General features: G+C 70.9%; 17 protein-coding genes. 6 read left to right on the top strand and 11 right to left on the bottom strand.

The window, feature by feature from the left end:
* Genes IEY14_RS15840 through IEY14_RS15825 form a run of 4 tightly spaced genes read right to left on the bottom strand, consistent with a single transcriptional unit; the run spans position 1 to position 3,753 of the window.
* Positions 1-939, bottom strand: a complete 939-nt coding sequence (locus tag IEY14_RS15840; protein WP_188910188.1) for a 2-hydroxyacid dehydrogenase — start codon at positions 937-939, stop codon at positions 1-3.
* On the bottom strand, positions 936-2,072 hold the full coding sequence (locus IEY14_RS15835; protein WP_188910186.1) for an NAD(P)/FAD-dependent oxidoreductase: 1,137 nt from the start codon (positions 2,070-2,072) through the stop codon (positions 936-938). The genes IEY14_RS15840 and IEY14_RS15835 overlap by 4 nt, the downstream gene beginning before the upstream one ends.
* The gene (locus IEY14_RS15830) at positions 2,069-3,442 is read right to left on the bottom strand and encodes an FAD/NAD(P)-dependent oxidoreductase (protein WP_188910772.1); all 1,374 of its coding nucleotides are present in this window, start codon (positions 3,440-3,442) and stop codon (positions 2,069-2,071) included. Before IEY14_RS15830 ends, IEY14_RS15835 begins: the two co-directional genes overlap by 4 nt.
* Positions 3,439-3,753, bottom strand: a complete 315-nt coding sequence (locus tag IEY14_RS15825; protein WP_188910184.1) for a (2Fe-2S)-binding protein — start codon at positions 3,751-3,753, stop codon at positions 3,439-3,441. Before IEY14_RS15825 ends, IEY14_RS15830 begins: the two co-directional genes overlap by 4 nt.
* A 191-nt stretch (positions 3,754-3,944) precedes the next feature.
* Here IEY14_RS15825 and IEY14_RS15820 point away from each other — a divergent pair, with 191 nt between their 5' ends.
* From IEY14_RS15820 to IEY14_RS15800, 5 genes are read left to right on the top strand one after another with little or no spacing between them, the layout of a single operon-like run.
* Positions 3,945-4,613, top strand: coding sequence for a haloacid dehalogenase type II (locus IEY14_RS15820; protein ID WP_188910182.1), 669 nt, complete (start codon positions 3,945-3,947; stop codon positions 4,611-4,613).
* Positions 4,610-5,356 carry a cupin domain-containing protein gene (locus IEY14_RS15815; RefSeq protein ID WP_188910180.1) on the top strand — a complete coding sequence of 249 codons (747 nt, stop codon included), beginning with the start codon at positions 4,610-4,612 and terminating at the stop codon, positions 5,354-5,356. The genes IEY14_RS15820 and IEY14_RS15815 overlap by 4 nt, the downstream gene beginning before the upstream one ends.
* Positions 5,319-6,491, top strand: a complete 1,173-nt coding sequence (locus tag IEY14_RS15810; RefSeq protein WP_373288987.1) for an NAD(P)/FAD-dependent oxidoreductase — start codon at positions 5,319-5,321, stop codon at positions 6,489-6,491. The genes IEY14_RS15815 and IEY14_RS15810 overlap by 38 nt, the downstream gene beginning before the upstream one ends.
* 2 nt (positions 6,492-6,493) lie before the next feature.
* Positions 6,494-7,966 carry an aldehyde dehydrogenase family protein gene (locus tag IEY14_RS15805; RefSeq protein ID WP_188910176.1) on the top strand — a complete coding sequence of 491 codons (1,473 nt, stop codon included), beginning with the start codon at positions 6,494-6,496 and terminating at the stop codon, positions 7,964-7,966.
* A 26-nt stretch (positions 7,967-7,992) separates the two neighbouring features.
* Positions 7,993-8,847: a GNAT family N-acetyltransferase gene (locus IEY14_RS15800; protein ID WP_188910173.1), complete on the top strand. Its 855-nt coding sequence runs from the start codon at positions 7,993-7,995 to the stop codon at positions 8,845-8,847.
* A 78-nt stretch (positions 8,848-8,925) separates the two neighbouring features.
* Here IEY14_RS15800 and IEY14_RS15795 read toward each other — a convergent pair whose 3' ends face one another.
* The 7 genes from IEY14_RS15795 to IEY14_RS15765 form a co-directional block, all read right to left on the bottom strand.
* A complete protein-coding gene (locus IEY14_RS15795) occupies positions 8,926-9,714 on the bottom strand; it encodes an inositol monophosphatase family protein (protein ID WP_188910171.1) in 789 nt (262 codons plus the stop codon).
* A 17-nt stretch (positions 9,715-9,731) separates the two neighbouring features.
* Positions 9,732-10,631, bottom strand: coding sequence for an ROK family protein (locus IEY14_RS15790; protein WP_188910169.1), 900 nt, complete (start codon positions 10,629-10,631; stop codon positions 9,732-9,734).
* 25 nt (positions 10,632-10,656) lie between these two features.
* Positions 10,657-11,430: an SDR family NAD(P)-dependent oxidoreductase gene (locus IEY14_RS15785; RefSeq protein WP_188910168.1), complete on the bottom strand. Its 774-nt coding sequence runs from the start codon at positions 11,428-11,430 to the stop codon at positions 10,657-10,659.
* Between the two features lie 29 nt (positions 11,431-11,459).
* Positions 11,460-12,188: an SDR family oxidoreductase gene (locus tag IEY14_RS15780; RefSeq protein ID WP_188910167.1), complete on the bottom strand. Its 729-nt coding sequence runs from the start codon at positions 12,186-12,188 to the stop codon at positions 11,460-11,462.
* Positions 12,189-12,269: 81 nt separating this feature from the next.
* Entirely contained in the window at positions 12,270-13,034 is a 765-nt protein-coding gene (locus IEY14_RS15775; RefSeq protein ID WP_188910166.1) for an SDR family NAD(P)-dependent oxidoreductase, read from the bottom strand.
* Positions 13,035-13,512: 478 nt separating this feature from the next.
* Positions 13,513-14,733, bottom strand: a complete 1,221-nt coding sequence (locus tag IEY14_RS15770; protein WP_188910165.1) for an ROK family transcriptional regulator — start codon at positions 14,731-14,733, stop codon at positions 13,513-13,515.
* A gap of 353 nt (positions 14,734-15,086) precedes the next feature.
* Positions 15,087-15,971: a sugar phosphate isomerase/epimerase family protein gene (locus IEY14_RS15765; protein ID WP_188910164.1), complete on the bottom strand. Its 885-nt coding sequence runs from the start codon at positions 15,969-15,971 to the stop codon at positions 15,087-15,089.
* Between the two features lie 539 nt (positions 15,972-16,510).
* On the opposite strand from IEY14_RS15765, the gene IEY14_RS15760 reads away from it, so the two are divergent.
* A complete protein-coding gene (locus IEY14_RS15760) occupies positions 16,511-17,944 on the top strand; it encodes an extracellular solute-binding protein (RefSeq protein WP_188910163.1) in 1,434 nt (477 codons plus the stop codon).
* The last annotated feature ends 164 nt before the right edge of the window (positions 17,945-18,108 follow it).

The following is an 18,108-nucleotide window of genomic DNA, read 5'->3' as shown; positions in this document are numbered from 1 at the left end:
TCAATAGCCCTGGCGGCGATCGACCCGGTTCGGAATCGGCCGGCCGGCGCGATGGGCGCGGATACCGGCGATCACCTGCCGCGCCGCGCTTTCGGGATGGGTGGCGCTTGCCACATGCGGCGTCGCGATCACGGCGGGATGGGCGAGGAGCGGATGGTCGGGCGGCGGCGGCTCGGGCGAGAGGACGTCGAGCACGGCGGCCGCGATCCGTCCCTCCGCCAGCGCCGCGAGGAGATCAGCCTCGACGAGATGCCCGCCCCGGGCGGCGTTGACGAGACCGGCGCCGCGCGGCAGCGCCGCGAAGGTCGAAGCGTTCAGGATGCCGCGCGTCTCCTCCGTCAGGGGCAGGAGGCAGACGAGGATGTCGGTCTCGGCGAGGAAGGCGGCGAGCTCCGCCGGGCCGGCGAAGCAGTCGACGCCCGGAATGGCCTTCGGCGAGGCGCTCCAGCCCCGCAAGGGGAAGCCGAAGGGCCGCAGCGCCTCGAGGCCGGCGCGTCCCATCTCGCCGAGCCCCATCACTCCGACCCTGCGGTTCGCGGCGAGCGCGAGGGGCCGCGCCTGCCAGCGGCCCGCCGCCTGGTCGGTGCGGTAGGCCGGCCAGTCGCGATGCAGCGCGAGAACGGCGAGGACGACATATTCGGCCATGGAGCGCGCCAGCGCCGGATCGACCATCCGCACCAGCGCGACGCTGTCCGGCAGGCCGGCGAGCGGCATGTGGTCGATGCCGGCGCCGATGCAGAACAGCGCCTCCAGCCTCGGCAGGGCGCGGGGCAGTTCGTCCGGCGGCGTCCAGGCGACGAGATAGGAGGCCGCCGCCGCACGGGCGTCGCCGGCCGCCCAGTCGAGAAGTTCGAGCTCCGGCGCCTCGCGCGCGAAGACCTCGTGCCAGACGGCGCCGCGCCGGGGATCGGACTTGTAGGCGACGATCGGGCGCGTCATGCGGCCTGTCCTTGCGCGAAGCGGGAGATGGCATAGGGCGCGATCGGCGTCGAGGTGGCGCCGGTCGCGATCAGCTCGGCCATCACCTCGCCGACGCCGGGGCCGATCTGGAACCCGGCGCCGCAGAAGCCGAAGGCGTAGAAGAGGCCCGGCACCCGCCCGCTCGGCCCCATGATCGGCACGTCGTCGGGCAGGTAGCTCTCGACGCCGCTCCAGCTGCGGATGATGTTGACGGCGGCAAGGCCCGGCATCACCCGGCGCATCTGCGCGAACTGGCCGAGAATGTTCTCGGGCAGGACGGCGGCGCGGTTCGTCTCGTTCGAGGCCGGGCCGCGCGTCGAGCCGCCATAGACGATGTTGCCGCGCTTGACCTGCCGGAAATAGACCGTCTCGAAGACATGCGGCGTCGAGACGCCGAAGGTCGGGCCAAGGCGATAGGGCAGGGGCTCCGTCACCGCCATCTGCGGCCCGTGGACCGAAAGCGGCACGCTCTCGCCGAAGGCTTCGGCGAGACGGCCGCCCCAGGCGCCGGCCGTGACGAGGACGACCGGGGCGCGGAACGTGCCCTTCTCCCGTGTCTCCACCTCGAAATCCTCGCCCGTCTTCGCGATCGAGAGGACCTCGCAGCCCTCCTCGACCCGCGCGCCGTCCCGCGCGGCGGCGCGGCCGAAGGCGGGCGCGGCGAGGCGTGGATTGGCATGCCCGTCGACCGGCGCGAGGCAGCCCGCCACCACCTCGCGTCCGAGATAGGGATAGCGGTCGCGCAGCGCGTTGGCACTGATCATCTCCAGCTCCAGGCCGAGCGGCGCGGCGTCCCGCGCATAGGCTTCCAGCTTCTCGGCCTGCGCCGCCGCATAGGCGACGCGCAGATGGCCGGAAGGGACGAATTCGCAGTCCTCGCCGATCAGCTCCGGCAGGCGCCCCCAGATGGCCCGCGCCCGGTTGGCCAGCGGCAGCTGGTGCAGATAGCGGCCCTGGCGCCGGACATTGCCGAAATTCGTGCCGCTCGCCTGCTGGCCGGTGAGGCCGCGTTCGAGCAGCGCGACGGACAGGCCGCGACGGCGCAGGAAGAAGGCGGAGGCGCAGCCCATGATGCCGCCGCCGACCACGACGACGTCGAAACCCCGGCTCATGGCGCGTCTCCCGCGACGGTGGCGATGGACAAGGGCTTCACCGGCGCTTGGCCGCGCAGCCGTCCGGCGGCGTCCAGCGCGCCGCCCGTCGCCTCGGCGAGGATCTCGGCGGCGGCCTGGCCGCAGAAGCGGCCCTGGCAGCGGCCCATGCCGACGCGCGACAGGGCCTTCGCCCGGTTCAGCTCCGGCGCGCCCTTGGCGCGGGCCGCCTCCCGCAGCTCCCCGGCGGTGATCGCCTCGCAGCGGCAGAGCAGCGTGTCGTCGGCGATGCCGCGCGCCAGATGCGCCGGCCAGGGAAAGGCCTCCGCCAGCCCGTCGCGGAACCGCGCCATTTTCCGCATGACGCGGCGGGCGGCCCGGACCTCCGCCTCCGGCGGCGCGCGGCCGAGATCGGCGAGAAGCGCCAGCGCCGCGAGGCGCCCCGCCGTTTCGGCCGCGTCGGCGCCGAGAATGCGGATGCCGTCGCCCGCGAGATAGACGCCCTCCCGCGGGCTGCGCCCGTCCTCGTCCACCTCCGGGCGCCAGCTCCGCGTCGCCGCGTCGAAGGTGAAGGGGCAGCCGGCGAGATCGGCGAGCTGCGTCTCGGAGCGCAGGTGGAAGCCGAGCCCGACGGCATCGGCCTCCGTCACCCGTTCGCGCCCGGCTTTGTCGCGCCAACGCAGGCGCTCGACGCCCTCCGCGCCCTCGATGGCGAGCGGCGTCACGCCATGGGCGACGGGAATGCCCTTCGCCGCCAGCGCCGCGCGGAAATAGAGCCCGCGCGCCAGGAATTCCGGCCGGATGGCGAGCTTCGGCAGCGCCCGGATCTGCCCGGCGAAGGGGGCGGTGTCGAGCACCGCCGCGACGCCCGCGCCCGCCGCCGCATATTGGAAGGCGACGAGATAGAGAAGCGGTCCGGTGCCGAGGAAGACGGTGCGGGTGCCGATGGCGCAGCCCTGCGCCTTCAGCGCGATCTGCGCGCCGCCGAGCGTGTAGCAGCCGGGCTTCGTCCAGCCGGCGACGGGCAGGAGCCGGTCGGTCGCGCCGGTGGCGAGCACCAGCGCGTCGAAGGGCAGCGCCTCGGACAGGCCGTCGCGCGCGACATGCAGCACCTTGTCCCGGAGGTTCCAGGCGAGCGTCTCGGGGCGATGGTCGATCCGGCCGGAAAGCGCCGCGAAGCTCGCATGCAGCGCCTCGGCGCGGCCGGCGTCGAAGCCATAGAGCGCGCGGTGATCGCGGGCGTGCTCCTCCGGCGGGCGGCGATAGATTTGGCCGCCGGCGCGGGGCGCCTCGTCGATGACGGTCGGACGCAGCCCCGCCGCCGCCAGCCGCTCGGCGGCGCGGATGCCCGCCGGCCCGGCGCCGACGACGACGACCTTCGGCGCGCTCATGCCGGCAGCGGCCATGCCGCCTCCGAGGGAAGGGTGGTGGAAACGCGCATGCCGTTCTCGGCGCGCGTGGTGCAGGCGCGCAGCCGCTGGCCTTCCGGCGTCCACATCCAGCAGTCCTGGCAGGCGCCCATCAGGCAGAAGCCGGCGCGCGGGCCGTCGCCGAACTCGGACTGGCGCAGCGCGCCGCCCGACAGAAGCACCGCCACCATCAGCGTGTCGCCCTCCAGCGCGGCGACCGGGCGGCCGTCCACCTCGATCGCGATGGCGCGCCGTCCGGTCTCCTTCAGGCGGCGGAAACGGGGTCTCGTCACGTCGGATGCCTCACCGTTGCGTCGCCCGCGACTCTAGCCGGGACCGGCGGCACATCCTGCCGAAAGGGTCGCGGCGAACGACAGGATCGGCCTGCCGGAGGGGCTGGATCCGGCGTCAACCGCGCGTCGCGCCGGCTAGTCTTCTCTTCGGCGGGCGGGTTCGTCCCGCCGCGAGAGCCCCGGAGATTGCGATGGCCGCCTTCCGCCCGAAGTTCATCACCTTCGACTGCTATGGCACGCTGATCTATTTCGAGATGGCGCCCGTCGCCCGCCGCCTCTATGCCGGGCGCGTGCCGGCCGAGCGGATGGACGCCTTCATCGCCGACTTCTCGTCCTTCCGCCTGGACGAGGTGCTGGGCGCCTGGCAGCCCTACAAGGATGTCGTCGCCAACGCGCTGATCCGCAGCTGCAAACTGCACGGCATCGACTATCGCGACAGCGACGCCGAGGCGGTCTATGCCGCCGTGCCGACCTGGGGGCCGCATCCCGACGTGGTGGCGCCGCTGACGCGCGTCGCCCGGGAGATCCCGATCGTCGGCCTCACCAATTCGATGATCGATCTCATCCCGCCCTCGATCGAGAAGCTCGAGGCGCCGTTCCACAAGGTGATCACGGCGGAGGAGACCGGCGCCTACAAGCCGCGCATGCGGGGCTTCGAATATATGCTGGACGTGCTCGGCGCGCGGCCGGAGGAGGTGATGCACTGCTCCTCCTCCTTCCGCTACGACCTGATGACGGCGCATGACATGCATTTCGGCGCCCGCGTCTTCGTCAACCGCCGCCACGAGCCCTCCAATCCCACCTATTCGACGCATGAGATCGCCGATCTCGGCGGCCTGCCGGGGCTCGTCGGCCTGTGAGCGCGCTGCCGCGCGCCGTCGCCCTCCGCACCTTCCACGATCTTAGCGCCTTCGCGGCCGATCCCGAGGCCGGGACCGCCGCGCTGGAGGGCGCCGGCGCCGGGGGCGCCTGGACCTTTTCGCGGCGCTTCCTGCCGCTGGCCCCCGGCCCGGTGACGGTGGCCGCCCTGTCGCTCGCCGTCGACGGCGGCCATGTCGAGGCGCTGCCCGCCGACGAATTCGTCCTCGTCCTGTCCGGCGCGATCGCCGTGACCCGGCCGGACGGCGCGGAGCGGCGCTTCGCCGCCGGCGAGAGCTTCGTGCTTGCGAAGGGCCTGTCCTTCGCCTGGCGGGTGGACGGCGCGGCGCGGCTCGTCGTCATGACCTATGCGGCGCCGGGGGCGTCCGGCGCGGCCCTCGTGCCGATCGACCTCGAAGCCGAACTCGCCCCGTCCGGCGCGCCGCTCGCCGAACTTCTCGTCGGCGAGACCCCGTCCTGCCGCAACCATACGGATTACCGCTCCGCCGACGGCGAATTCGTCTGCGGGGTCTGGGATTCGACGCCCTATCACCGCCGCCCGATGCTCTATCGCCATGTGGAGCTGATGCATCTCCTCGCCGGCTCCGTGACCTTCGTCGACGAGGCGGGGCGCGAGGCGAGTTTCGCGACGGGCGACACCTTCCTGGTCGAGGCCGGCGCCACCTGTTCCTGGGAAAGCCGGGAGCATGTCGCCAAGGTCTATGCCATCCACCGTCCGGCCTGACCGGCGGATCGCCATCGAACGGAACCCATCCATGAGCCGCATCACCATCGTCGGGGGAGGCATCGTCGGCCTGTCCGTCGCGCGCGCCATGCTGAAGCGCGGGCACGAGGTCCATGTCCTCGACCAGGGGCCGATCCCCAATCCGCGCGGCGCCTCGGTCGACCGGCACCGCATGATCCGGCCGCATTACGGCGACGCCACCGGCTATGCCCGCATGGTGGCGCCCGCCTTCGCCGCCTGGGACCGGCTCTGGGACGATCTCGGCGCCGCGCATTTCGAGAATACCGGCGCGGTCGCCATCTCGCTGGAGCCGGGCGACTATGCCGACAGGACCCTGGCGAGCTTTCGCGCCGCCGGCCTGCCGCACGAGGTGGTGGAGGGCGCGGCGCTGGCGCGGCTGATGCCGCATCTCGACCTGCCGGACGGCGCTTTCGGCGTCCTCGCCGAGCCGGCCGGGCCGCTCTTCGCCGACCGGATCGTCGCCGAGCTCGCCGACTGGCTGCGCGTCAAGGGCGCGCGGCTGGAGGAGAATTGCCGCGTCGCCCGCGTCGATCCGGCGCGCGGCCTCGCCTGGCGCGCCGACGGCAGCGAGATCGCCGCCGACCATCTCCTCGTCGCGGCCGGCGCCTGGCTGCCCGGCCTGATGCCGGAGGCCTATGGCGAAGCCCCGGCCTATCGACAGGCGCTGCTCTATCTCGATCCGCCCGCCGCCTATGCCGAGGCCTGGCGCGCCGCGCCGCCGATCGTCACGCTCGGCGACCATACCGGCTATTCGCTGCCCGACCGGCGCGGCGCCGGCCTGAAGATCGGCTACAGCGCCCATCGCCGCCGGGCGCGGCCGGATGTCGAGGGCTTCGAGGCGGATTTCGCGGCGGAATCGCGGGCGATCCTCGCGCCCTTCGCGCCCTATTTCCGGCAGGCCGAGGCCTACCGCCCGCTCCGCCTCCAACTCGGCTATTACGTGCTGGCGCCGGAGCGCCGCTTCCGCCTGGAGGCGGCCGGGCAGGGCCTCGTCGTCACCGATTGCGACGGGCAGATGTTCAAGTTCGGACCGCTTCTCGGCGAGCGCATCGCCGGCCTCTTCGCCGGCGAGGAGAACGCGGCGGACGTGACGCGCTGGGCGGCGGGATATTGACCATGGCGCAATCCTTCGATCCCGCCGGCGTCCGCCTGCCGAACGGCCATTTCATCGGCGGCCGGCTCGTCGCCGAGGGCGCGGCGACGCTGACCGTCCGCCGCCCTTCCGACGAGGCGGCGATCGCCGAGCTTCCCGTCGCCGGTGCCGCGCTGGTGGACCGCGCCGTCGCGGACGCGGCGCGGGCGCAGGCGGAGAGCGGCTGGGGCCGGATGGCGCCGCGCGAGCGGGCGCGCCTCCTCCAACGCTTCGCCGACCGCATCGAGGCGGAGGGCGAGGCGCTCGGCCGCGTCGAGGCCGTCGCCTCCACCCGGCCGATCGCGGCCGCCATGGCCTATGACGTGCCGGCGACGGCGGAGGCCTTCCGCTTCTTCGCCGAATATGCCGACAAGGCGGGCGGCGAGGTCGCGGCGACGCGGGCCGACCATCTCGGCCTCGTCGTCGCCGAGCCCTATGGCGTCTGCGCGGCGGTGACGCCCTGGAACTTCCCGCTCTCCATGGTGTCGTGGAAGGCGGGGGCGGCGCTCGCCGCCGGCAATGCCGTGGTGGTGAAGCCGTCCGAGCTGACGCCCTTCTCCACCGTCCGCCTCGCCGAACTCGCCGTGGAGGCGGGCCTGCCGGAAGGCCTTCTCAACGTCGTCCAGGGCGACGGGCGCCGGACGGGCGACGCGCTCTGCCGCCATCCGCTCGTCGCCAAGATCTCCTTCACCGGCTCGACCGCGACCGGCGCCGCGATCATGGCGGCAAGCGCCGCCTCAGGGATCAAGCCGGTGACGCTGGAGCTCGGCGGCAAGAGCCCGCAGCTCGTCTTCGCCGACATTCCCGATGTCGAGCGGACGGCCGGCCATGTCGCCGGCTCGATCCTCTACAATGCCGGCCAGGTCTGCGTCGCCGGTTCGCGGCTCGTGGTCGAGAAGGGGGTGGAGGCGCCGCTTCTCGACGCGCTCGCGGCCCGCTTCGCGGCCGTCGCGCCGGGCGAGACCTGGGACGCGGCGACGACATTCGCGCCGATCGTCTCGCGCCGGCAGATGGAGCGGATCGACGATATCGTGCGGCGCAGCGTCGCCAGGGGCGCGAGGGTGCTGGTCGGCGGGGCGCCGATGGCGCGGAATGCCGGCGCCTTCTACCAGCCGACCATCCTTGTGGACGTCACGCCCGACATGCCGGCGGCGCGCGAGGAGATCTTCGGCCCCGTCCTCACCGTCCAGAGCTTCACGACGGAGGAGGAGGGCATCGCCCTTGCCGATCATCCCGACTACGGGCTTGCGGCCGGCATCCATACCGGCGACATCGGCAAGGCGATGCGGGCGATGCGGCGTCTCCAGGCCGGCACGGTCTGGATCAACCGCTACGGCCGCACCGGCGACTTCGTCCTGCCGACCGGCGGCTACAAGCGTTCCGGCATCGGCAAGGATCTCGGCCGGGCGGCCTTCGAGGCCAACCAGCGCCACAAGAGCGTTCTCATCGAATTCTGAGCCGGGCGGCCGGGGAGAGACATGACATGGCAGGTTCGACCATCGAACTGAACCGGCTGCGGGCGATGGAGCCGGGCGATATCGATGCCGTCCACGCGCTTTCGGTGGAGGTGCGCTGGCCGCACCGGCCGGACGACTGGCGTTTCGTCCTGGAGATCGGCCACGGTCTCGTCGCCACCGACGAGGGCGGGCGGGTGATGGGCTCGGCCATGTGGTGGCCCTTCGGCGAGGATCTGGCGACGATCGGCATGGTCATCGTCTCGCCGCGCCTCCAGGGGCGCGGCACCGGACGGCGCCTGATGCGCGAGATCTTCGCGGCGGCGGGCACGCGCACCATCCGCCTCGTCGCGACGGCCGCCGGCCAGCGGCTCTACGAATCGGAAGGCTTCCGCGCCAGCCAGACGATCACGCAATATCAGGGTCTCGCCGAACCGCCGTCCCTGCCGGAGGATCCGCGCGTCCGCCCGGCCGAGGAGGCGGACTGGGCGGCGATCGCGCGGCTCGACGCGGAGGCGATCGGCGGCGACCGCGCGCGCATGCTGGCGGAGCTGAAGCGCGTCGGCAGCGCCGTGGTGCTGGGCGCGCCCGGCGCGGCGCCGGATGGCTTCGCGATCTGCCGGCCCTTCGGCCGGGGCCGCGTCATCGGCCCGATCGTGGCGCGGGCGCCCGAGGACGCCATCGCGCTCGCCGCCTTCTTCATGCGCGCGCATGAAGCCATGTTCCTGCGCGTCGACACGCCCGAGCGCGAGGGCGCCTTCGTCGATTTCGTGGAGGCCTGCGGCCTCGCGCAGGTCGATCGGGTCGTCCAGATGACGCGCGGCACGCCGCCGGCGACCGGCCCGGCCCGGACCTTCGGGCTGACCAACCAGGCGCTCGGCTGAGACCGTACCGCCCTCACGGCGCGGACTGCGCCGCCGGCCGCCGGCCTCTCCTCCCGAAGCGGACGGAGAGGCGGCGCCTCACCCCCGCATGATTGCGTCGAGTTCCCGATAGACGCTCTCGTTGCCGGCGACGATCGGGTTGCCCTTGTGCAGCCCGTCATTCGCCAGGAAGTCGTTGGTGACGAGGCCGGCGGCGCGGATGACGGCGATGGCGCCGAGGCAGTCCCAGGAATTGATGTGCTGTTCCATGTAGCCGAGGAGCCGGCCGCAGGCGACGTCGCAGAGCATCAGCGCGCCCGAGCCGTCGCGATAGAAGACGCCGCCGGCCTTCAGCAGCCGCTCGAAGGGCGGCAGGAACTGGTCCGGCGGCACGCGCATCGAATAGCCGGTGGCGGTGATGCCCTCCCGCACCGAGCGGCCGGGATGGCGCTCGACGGGGGCGCCGTTGAGCGTCGCCGGAAAGCCGATGCCGCCGGCGAAGAGCTCGCCGCGCGCCGGGGCGTTCACCATGCCGAAGCGCAGCTCGTCCCCTTGCACGAAGGCGATCGAGACGCACCAGCTGGCGAGACCGGAGACGAAGGGCTGCGTGCCGTCGATCGGATCGACCACCCAGATGCCCTGGCCGGGCTCGTAGGCCGAGAGGCCCGTCTCCTCGCCGAGAAAGGCGTCCTCCGGGAAGGCCTCGGCGAGCCGGGCGCGGATCAGCGTCTCGGTCTCGACATCGGCCTCGCTCGCCATGTCCTGGAGGCCCTTCTCGCGGATCGTCAGTTCGCCGCGCGAACGGGCATAGCCGAGCGCCAGATCGCCCGCCTCGCGGACGAGCTTAAGGCCGAATTCGTAGCGCGCGGCGATCGCGTCGCGGTCCATGCTGGTTCCTTCCGGTTTCACGTCTCGCGCCACAGCCAGGCCGCGCCGCGCACGCCGCTGGAATCGCCATGCGCCGCGCGGCGGATCGGCGTATGGAAGACGGTGGAGAAGGTGCGCTTGGCGAGCGCCGGCGGCAGGTCCGTATAGAGCTCGTCGACATTCGACATGCCGCCGCCCATCACCAGGATGTCGGGATCGAGCGTGTTGACGACGGTGGCGAGGCCCCGCGCCACGCGATCGACATAGCGGTCCCAGAGGAGGCCCGACAGGCGGTCGCCGGCACGCTTCTGCGCCATGATCTCGGCCGCCTTCAGTTCGCGCCCGGTATGGCGCTCGTATTCCGCCTCGAAGGCGCGGCCCGAGGCCCAGGTCTCCAGGCAGCCGTGCCGGCCGCAATAGCAGGGCCGGCCGGGTAGTTCCGTGATGTCCGGGAAGGGCAGGGGATTGTGGCCCCATTCGCCGCCGCTGTTGTTCGGCCCGTGATGGGCCCGGCCGCCGACCGCGATGCCGGCGCCGATGCCGGAGCCGAGGATCACGGCGAAGACGACATTGTGACCCTGGCCCGCCCCGTCCACCGCCTCGGAGGCGGCGAAGCAGTCGGCGTCGTTCTCGACCCGGATCTCGCGGCCGAGCACGGCGCGCAGATCCGCCTCCACCGGCTTGCCGAGGATCCAGGTCGAGCTCGCGCCCTTGCCGAGCCGGCTTCGCGGCTCCAGCGAGCCGGGAATGCCGATGCCGAGCGAGCCCTTCCGGCCGGTCTCGGCCTCGAGGCCCGCCACCACCTCGGCCACGAGCCGCAGGCAGGCGTCGTAGTCGTGGCGCGGCGTGTCGCGGCGCAGCCGCAGGAGCTCGCGCCCGTCCGGCTCCATGGCGACACCCTCGATCTTGGTGCCGCCCCAGTCGATGCCGATCAGCATGTCCGTTCGTCGCCCGCGTCCCGTCTCACCAGCAGGTGAAGCCGCCATCCACCGGCACCACGGCGCCGGTCATCAGGCTGGCGGCGTCGGAAGCGAGGAAGAGCACCGCGCTCGCCACTTCCTCGGCCTGGCCCATGCGGCCCATCGGCGTGTCGTTCAGCCAGATCGGGATGCGGTCGCGATTGGCCGGATTGGCGTTCACCATCGGCGTCTCGATATAGGTCGGCGCCACCGCGTTCACCCGCACGCCATGCGGCGCCCATTCGGCCGCCATGGAATGGGTCATGTGATGCACGGCGGCCTTCGAGACGTTGTAGGGCGTCTGCGGCTGCGGCCGGTTGCAGATCGTGCCGGACATCGAGCCGAGATTGACGATGGCGCCGCGCCTGCCCGCGATCATGTGCCGGCCGAAGGCGCGCGAGCACCAGAAGACGCCGTTGACGTTGACGTTCATCATGCGCAGCCAGGCATCGTCCGTGACGTTCTCGGAGGGAACGCCGCTTTCGCCGATGCCGGCATTGTTGATGAGGATGGTCGCCGGCGTGCCGCGCGCGGCCAGCATGTCGGCGATCTCGTTCATCCGGGCGGAGGAGGTGACGTCGCCGACCAGCGCCTCGGCCTCGTAGCCCTTGGCGCGCAGCGCGTCGCGCCCCGCCTCGCCCGACTTCTCGTCCGGCTCGATCAGGACGAGCCGCGCGCCGGCCTCGCCGAGCGCCTCGGCGCAGGCGAGGCCGATGCCCCGCCCGCCGCCGGTAACGACGGCGAGCTCGCCATCGACGCGGAACCGCTTCAACTGCATGATATCCGTCTCCCTTGCCTGTGCCGCGCTCAGACGTCGAAGCCCGCCGGCAGGATCACGATGTCGCGCACCGTGACATTGCGCGGCCGCGTCAGCATGAAGATCACCGCCTCGCCGATCTCCTTGGCCTCCATCAGGTTGCCGGCGGCGATGGCGCGGTCGAGATTCTCCTTCGGCCAGTCCTGCACCAGCGCCGTCATCACCGGGCCGGGCGACACGGCGCCGACGCGCACGCCATGCTTGGCGAACTGGCGCCGCACGGTATGGACGAAGGCATAGACCGCGTTCTTCGACGCGGTATAGATCGGCTCCCAATGGATCGGCTCGTGGCCGGAGACCGAGCTGGTGACGATCACGTCGCCGGTCTTGCGCTCCACCATATGCGGCAGGACCGCGTGGACGGTGCGGAACACGGCGTTGACGTTGAGGCTCAGCATGCGGTCCCAGTCGTCGGGATGGCTGTCGAGCAGCTCGCCGCCGATATAGGAGCCGGCATTGGCGTGGAAGACGTCGAGCCGGCCCGCCTTTTCCAGGATGCGCGGCATCATCGTCGCGACGCTCGCCGGGTTCAGGAGATCGACCTCTAGCGGGATCGCCTTCGGCCCGAGCGAGGCGGCGAGGCTTTCGAGCTTGTCGGCGGCGCGATCCACCAGGAAGACCGTCGCGCCCTCGCGCAAGCAGGCCTCGGCGCAGGCGAGGCCGATGCCGGAGGCCGCGCCCGTGATGGCGACGACCTTGTCCGCCAGATGTTCCGTCATGTTCATCCTCCCTTCGTTTGCCGAGATGCGGGCCGCCCGGCGCTCTCCTCAAGGCGCCGGTGGCCGTCGTTCGCTTCGCGCTCAGCGCGTCGTGTAGCCGCCGTCGATCAGCAGCACCGAGCCGGTAACGTAGCTCGCCGCCGGCGAGCAGAGGAAGAGCACGCAGTTCGCGACTTCCTCCGCGCTGCCGTAGCGGCCCATCGGCGTGGCGTTGCGCCAGACCGGGTCCCATTCGGGATTGGTGAAGCCGCCGCGCGACATTTCGGTGTCGATATAGCCCGGCGCCACGGCGTTGACGCGGATATTCTCCGCCGCCACCTCGCTGGCGAGGCTCTTGGTCATCATGTGGACCGCCGCCTTCGAGCCGTTATAGGCGACCTGATGCTGGGGAATGTTGGTGGCGAAGCCCGACATCGAGCCGACATTCAGGATGACGCCCTCGCCCTGGCGCCGCATCGCCGGCAGGGCGGCGCGCGAGAAGCGGAAGACCTGGGCGACATTGGTCGACAGGATCAGCTCCAGCCGCTCGTCGTCGAAATCGGGCGTCTCGCCATGCGAGGCGACGCCGGCATTGTTCACGAGGATGTCGATGCGGCCGTATTTCTCGAGCGTGTGCCGCACCAGCCGCTCCGGCGTCGCGGGATCGGTGGCGTCGGCCGACACGAAATCGTAGTCGTAGCCCTTGCCCTTCAGCAGCGCGTCGGCCTCCGGATTGTCGCGCCGGGCCGTCAGCACCGATTTCGCGCCGGCCTCGCCGAAGATCTCGGCGACCGCCAGCCCGATGCCGCGATTGCCTCCGGTGATCAGCGCGACCTTGCCGTCGAGCCGGAATTGACCGAGCGACATGAGCTTCTCCTCCCTGTTCCCGTGACGGCACCGCCCCTCCCGAAGGCGGCGCCGGGGCGGACGGGACGCCTTTGCCCGGCCCCGTGGGGGACGAGGCGGCAAGATCCCTGTCCGACGCGGACGCGCGAAGGTCCGACTCGCTTTGTCTAACGGGAATTGTATCAAGGCGCAACATATTATGGGCGATGAGGGGCGGGGGATGAGGCGGGGCGGCGATGCCGTACGTCGCTTCGGATGCAGGACATGCGAGACCTGAAAGCTGCGTGATCTCCCCCCTCGAGGGGGAGATGGGCGGCAGCCCGGAGGGGGTGGCGAGCGCCAGCGAGGTCCCCCGTCTCCAACGCCGAGCCGATCGAAGGCTGACGCCTTCGCACCCCCCTCTGCCTGCCGGCATCTCCCCCTCAAGGGGGGAGATCGGGCTCAGGCGCGGATGTGGGTGCGCGGCATCAGGCAGGACCCCCTTCGCCGGGCGCCCGGCCTAGCCCGTCGCCGACAAAGCCGGCGGGTCTTCGGCGAAGCGTTGGCTTTCCATGGAGAGGTAGCGCTGGTGCATCATGCAGGCGGCGCCGTGGGCGGCGCCGAAGGCGGCGTCCTCGTAGACCTCGATGGAGGGCGTCGGAAAGGTCGCGGCCTGGAAGCGCTGGAGATGGGCGGCGACGCGGGCCGCGACCAGCGGATAGAGCGCCGCGACCGAGCCGCCGAGCACGACGCGGTCGGGATCGACGACGCGGCAGGCCTGGACGAGGCCGAAGGCCAGCGCCTTCGCCCATTCCTCGGCGATGGCGACGGCGCCCGGCACGCGGTCCCGCACCTCGGCCAGAAAGGCGGCGAAGCCGGCTTCCGCCTGGCCGGAGGCCTTGCGATGGGCGGCGATCAGCCCTTCGAGGCCGACGATCCGTTCCAGCGTGCGCCCCGGCTCGGCGCCGACGACCTGGAGATGGCCGATCTCGCCGGCCAGCCCGTGCGCGCCGCGCAGCAGCGTCCCGTCGACGATGATGCCGCCGCCGACGCCGCTTTCGAGGACGATGAACAGGGTGACCCCGGCAAGCGGCGACTTGCGCCCATAGGTCGCCCCGATGGCGAAGGCGTTGGCATCGTTCTCCGCCAGGACCGGCACGGCGATCGGCAGGGCGCCGCGCACGAGTTCGGCGGGATGGAGGTCGCGCCAGCCGAGGAGCGGCGCGACGCGCACGAAGCCGCTCTTGTCCATCTGCGCCGGCACGGAAACGCCGATGCCCTCGCAGCGCGACCAGCGCTCCTGCGGGATGGCCTGAAAGGCCTGGCGCACCGCCCGTTCTACCGCCGTCTCGACGCCGAGCGACGGCCCGTCCAGCGCCTCGACGCTGGTCGAGACGATGCGCGCGGCGAGATCCAGCTCGACGACGTTGATATGCTCGACGCCGATCTCGACGCCGAGAAAGAAGATCGCCTCCGGCACGAGCTGGACGAGGATGCCGGGCCGCCCGGCGCGGCGCGCCGATCCGGCGGGTTCCGGCTCGTCCTGCGCCGCCTCGCGCACCAGCCCGTCCTCGGTGAGGCCGGCGATGATATGGCCGGAGGAGGAACGGTTGAGGTTCAGCTTGCGGGCGAGCTCCGCCCGGCTGAGCGGGCCGAACTGGTGAAGCGCCCGCAGCGCCGCGACCTCGTTGCTCTGGCGCACGCGGCGCGGCGAGCTGGCGATCGAGGCGAGATCCTGCACGTCTGCGTCTCCATGTCCGCCGCGCGCCGTTCCGCAGCGAGGGACGAGGCCCGTGATACCGCCCGGGCGACGGGCCGGCAACTCCCGGCTGCCGAGCGGCGGGCTCTTGCGACAGGTGGCTTCCGATCGGCGCCACCGTCCGAGATGAGCTTGATCTCCCCCTTTGAGGGGGAGATGCCGGCAGGCAGAGGGGAGTGCGAAGGCGATAGCCTTCGAATGGCGCGGCGGTGGAGATGGGGGACCTCGCTGACGCTCGCCACCCCCTCTGGGCTGCCGCCCATCTCCCCCTCAGGGGGGGAGATCAGGCTAGTCGCGGACGGGGGAGGCTTCCCGGAACAGGTCCGTTCTTCCCGTCAGGGCCGCGCGTTCGTCGCCCGGCGGCGGGCGGCTTCGTCGCGCTTCAGGTCGATATAGGCCTTGGCGTGCCGGGCGAGCGGCTGGTTGTCGGTCCAGGTGTCGCGCCAGATGGCGCAGGCGAGCGAGAGGCCTTCGTCCACCACCGCGCTCGAGAAGGACTCGAAGGTGATGTCGCGCTGGTAGTCGATGTCGAGCAGCGCGTCGAAGATCAGGTCGAAGTCGATGACGCCGTCGCCGAGATAGCCGCGATTGCTCTCGCCGATGTGGAAATAGCCGATCTTGTCGCCGGCGAGCCGGATGGCGGCGGCGGGATTGGCCTCCTCGATATTCATGTGGAAGGTGTCGAGATGCAGCCGCACCGACGAGGAGCCGGTCGCCTCGACGAAGGCGAGGCCCTGCGCGGTGGTGTTGAGGAGATTGGTCTCGAAGCGGTTCACGACCTCGAGCACGATGTCGACGCCGGCCTCGTCGGCGACCGCGGCGGTCTTGGCGATGGCGCCGACGCTGTTCTCCCAGCCGCGCTTCGTCGGCATGGTCCGGTACTTGCCGTGCATCGAATAAAGGATGCCGCCGAGCTTCGAGCCGCCGATGTCGCGCACCGCCTTCACCGCGTCGGCGAGCAGCGCCTCGCCGCGCTTCACCGCTTCCGGGTCCTCGCTGGAGACGTCCGTCTCGGGCGTCAGGCCCATCGTCACCGCGATGTCGAGATCGAGCGACTTCGCGCGCTGCGCCAGCCGGTCGAGGTCGAACTTCTCCGGGCGCAAGTAAGCGAACTCGATCAGCCGGAAGCCGCATTCCGCGGACTTCTCCATCGCCGTTTCCAGTTCGGCCTGCGTGCCGCCGCCCGTCCAGACGAAGGAATGAATGCCCAGTCGACGCATCGCGATGGTCCTCCCGAACCGTTATTTTGTTTGTTGATGGTCGCAACAATCATCGAATCGCCGCCCTTGTCAAGCGTGGCGGCACGGATGGCCTTGGACTGCACGAATTCATAGCCGCGACGGTACGCGCCCCTGGGTAGCGGCGCTGGAAAGGCGTGTCTTGCGGCGGGTGCGAAGAGAAATATTGCAGCGCCGAAAGAGGTTTAGCCAGGAAAGAAACGTCCGGAGCCAAGCCCGCGCTGCGCGTCTATGCCGGATCGCGCGATCATCGTCCGCGCCGGGCACGGCCATCCTCCGTCGGCTGTGGCCGCCCTATGCCCATCATCGTTGCACAGGTGAATTCCCGAATTTGAATCTTGTCGCAACAAATGTTGTGCGGCCGGAAAAGATCGGCTAGGACTTGGGTCGAGGCCCCCGCCGCATGCGGGGAGGCCGGTCCGGCATCCTTGGAGGAGGAGCGGTCCGCGCTCGCAAGAGCCGGCCACCGGACGGGAAGGGTTCGATCCGCTTCGGATCGGCGGCTTTACGGGAGAACCAGCATGAGACGCGCATTGGGAGTGAGCATGGCCGCCCTGGTGGTGGGCCTGATGGCGGGCCTGGCGCCCGCCAAGGCGGATTTCTGGTCGGATGCGGGCGCCAAGTTCAAGGGCGTGACCCTGCACGGCGTCACCGAGAGCACGCCGCCCTCCAACTACATCAAGGACGTGCTCGCGCCGGAATTCGAAAAGAAGACCGGCATCAAGGTCGAGATCGAGACCACGTCCTGGGACCAGATGTACGACAAGGCCATCAAGGACATGGAGGCCAAGACCGGCATCTATGACATGGTCTATATCGAGCAGGACATCATCTACGCCTATCTCGCCCGCAACTTCCTGGTCGACATCACGAAGTCGCTGAAGGACGACCCGTCCCTGAAGGCGCCCGGCTACGACGAGTCGCATTTCACGACCTTCGCCAACTACTTCAAGGGCAAGGACGGCGATCTCTTCGGCGTGCCGATGGAAGCCTTCATCAAGATCTATCTCTACCGTAAGGATCTCTTCGACGATCCGGCGGTGAAGGAGGCCTTCAAGAAGGAGACGGGCAAGGATCTGGCGCCGGCCAAGACCCACGAGGACTATACGCAGATCGCCGAATTCTTCACCAAATGGGGCAAGGATCACGGCGGCGACCTCTGGGGCACCACGGCCCAGGCCCATACCGGCCATCCGGCCTCCTGGTACGAGTTCTTCGAATCCGTCGCGCCGACCTTCGGCGTCTACAACTGGGGCATCAACGCCGACAAGAACTACGCGGCCTCCGTCGCCAATGGCGGCACGATGAACAGCGACAAGTCGAAGGCGGCGCTGAAATACTGGCTGCACCTGCGCGACATCGCGCCGCCGGAATCGGCCTCCTCGACCTGGACCGAGGTCGCGACGACCTTCGCCGCCGGCCGCGCCGCGCAAGGGCTCGTCTATGGCGAGAACGCCGCCTGGATTGCCTCCGACGCGGAGAAGTCGAAGGTGGTCGGCAAGGTGGGCGTCGCCCTGCCGCCGACGGAAGCGGGCGTGATGGAGGAAGCCGCGGCCGGCAAGGGCTATATCGGCTATTACGACGGCGGCGCCTTCGGCCTGCCCGTCACCTCCAAGAACCGCGAGGCCTCGCTGCTCTTCCTGCAATATATCGGGCAGGATTCGGTGCAGAGCGGCTGGGCCGTGGCCGCGCCGCGCATCACCAACACCGCGACCTACGACGATCCGGGCGTGATGAAGATGGATAAGGAGCTCGGCGGCTACTACACCATGCTGAAGAACGACGGAAAGCTCTTCGCCGGTGCGCCGCCCTATCCGTTCCACGCCCAGGTCCGCGAGGCGACCGCGCCGATCTTCTACGAGATCCTCACCGGCCAGATCGGCCCGGACGAGGGCCTCGACAAGATGGCGGCGACCGCCGAGGAAGAACTGACCAATCTCGGCTATCGCCAGTAATAGGCGATCGGGAGCCGCCTGCCCCGGCGGGCGGCTCCCAACCCTGCGGCCGAGGACCGGCGCCGGCCGTCTTCGTTCCCTCGATCATCCGTCCGCCTGCCTTGTCCGGGATCGGACCGGGACAGATGCCCGCCCGGATCGGCCGGGCGCGAGCGGGGCGGAAC

The sequence above is a fragment of the Aureimonas endophytica genome, from assembly GCF_014642635.1.
Lineage (GTDB): Bacteria > Pseudomonadota > Alphaproteobacteria > Rhizobiales > Rhizobiaceae > Plantimonas > Plantimonas endophytica.
Note: the sequence above shows the minus strand (reverse complement) of the source record. Positions and strands in the feature narration are given on the sequence as shown.

Coding starts and splice junctions, on each gene's coding strand:
- IEY14_RS15840 (WP_188910188.1), bottom strand. CDS start 939: ATGACGCGCCCGATCGTCGCCTACAAGTCCGATCCCCGGCGCGGCGCC.
- IEY14_RS15835 (WP_188910186.1), bottom strand. CDS start 2,072: ATGAGCCGGGGTTTCGACGTCGTCGTGGTCGGCGGCGGCATCATGGGC.
- IEY14_RS15830 (WP_188910772.1), bottom strand. CDS start 3,442: ATGAGCGCGCCGAAGGTCGTCGTCGTCGGCGCCGGGCCGGCGGGCATC.
- IEY14_RS15820 (WP_188910182.1), top strand. CDS start 3,945: ATGGCCGCCTTCCGCCCGAAGTTCATCACCTTCGACTGCTATGGCACG.
- IEY14_RS15810 (WP_373288987.1), top strand. CDS start 5,319: ATGTCGCCAAGGTCTATGCCATCCACCGTCCGGCCTGACCGGCGGATC.
- IEY14_RS15805 (WP_188910176.1), top strand. CDS start 6,494: ATGGCGCAATCCTTCGATCCCGCCGGCGTCCGCCTGCCGAACGGCCAT.
- IEY14_RS15800 (WP_188910173.1), top strand. CDS start 7,993: ATGGCAGGTTCGACCATCGAACTGAACCGGCTGCGGGCGATGGAGCCG.
- IEY14_RS15795 (WP_188910171.1), bottom strand. CDS start 9,714: ATGGACCGCGACGCGATCGCCGCGCGCTACGAATTCGGCCTTAAGCTC.
- IEY14_RS15790 (WP_188910169.1), bottom strand. CDS start 10,631: ATGCTGATCGGCATCGACTGGGGCGGCACCAAGATCGAGGGTGTCGCC.
- IEY14_RS15785 (WP_188910168.1), bottom strand. CDS start 11,430: ATGCAGTTGAAGCGGTTCCGCGTCGATGGCGAGCTCGCCGTCGTTACC.
- IEY14_RS15780 (WP_188910167.1), bottom strand. CDS start 12,188: ATGACGGAACATCTGGCGGACAAGGTCGTCGCCATCACGGGCGCGGCC.
- IEY14_RS15775 (WP_188910166.1), bottom strand. CDS start 13,034: ATGTCGCTCGGTCAATTCCGGCTCGACGGCAAGGTCGCGCTGATCACC.
- IEY14_RS15765 (WP_188910164.1), bottom strand. CDS start 15,971: ATGCGTCGACTGGGCATTCATTCCTTCGTCTGGACGGGCGGCGGCACG.
- IEY14_RS15760 (WP_188910163.1), top strand. CDS start 16,511: ATGAGACGCGCATTGGGAGTGAGCATGGCCGCCCTGGTGGTGGGCCTG.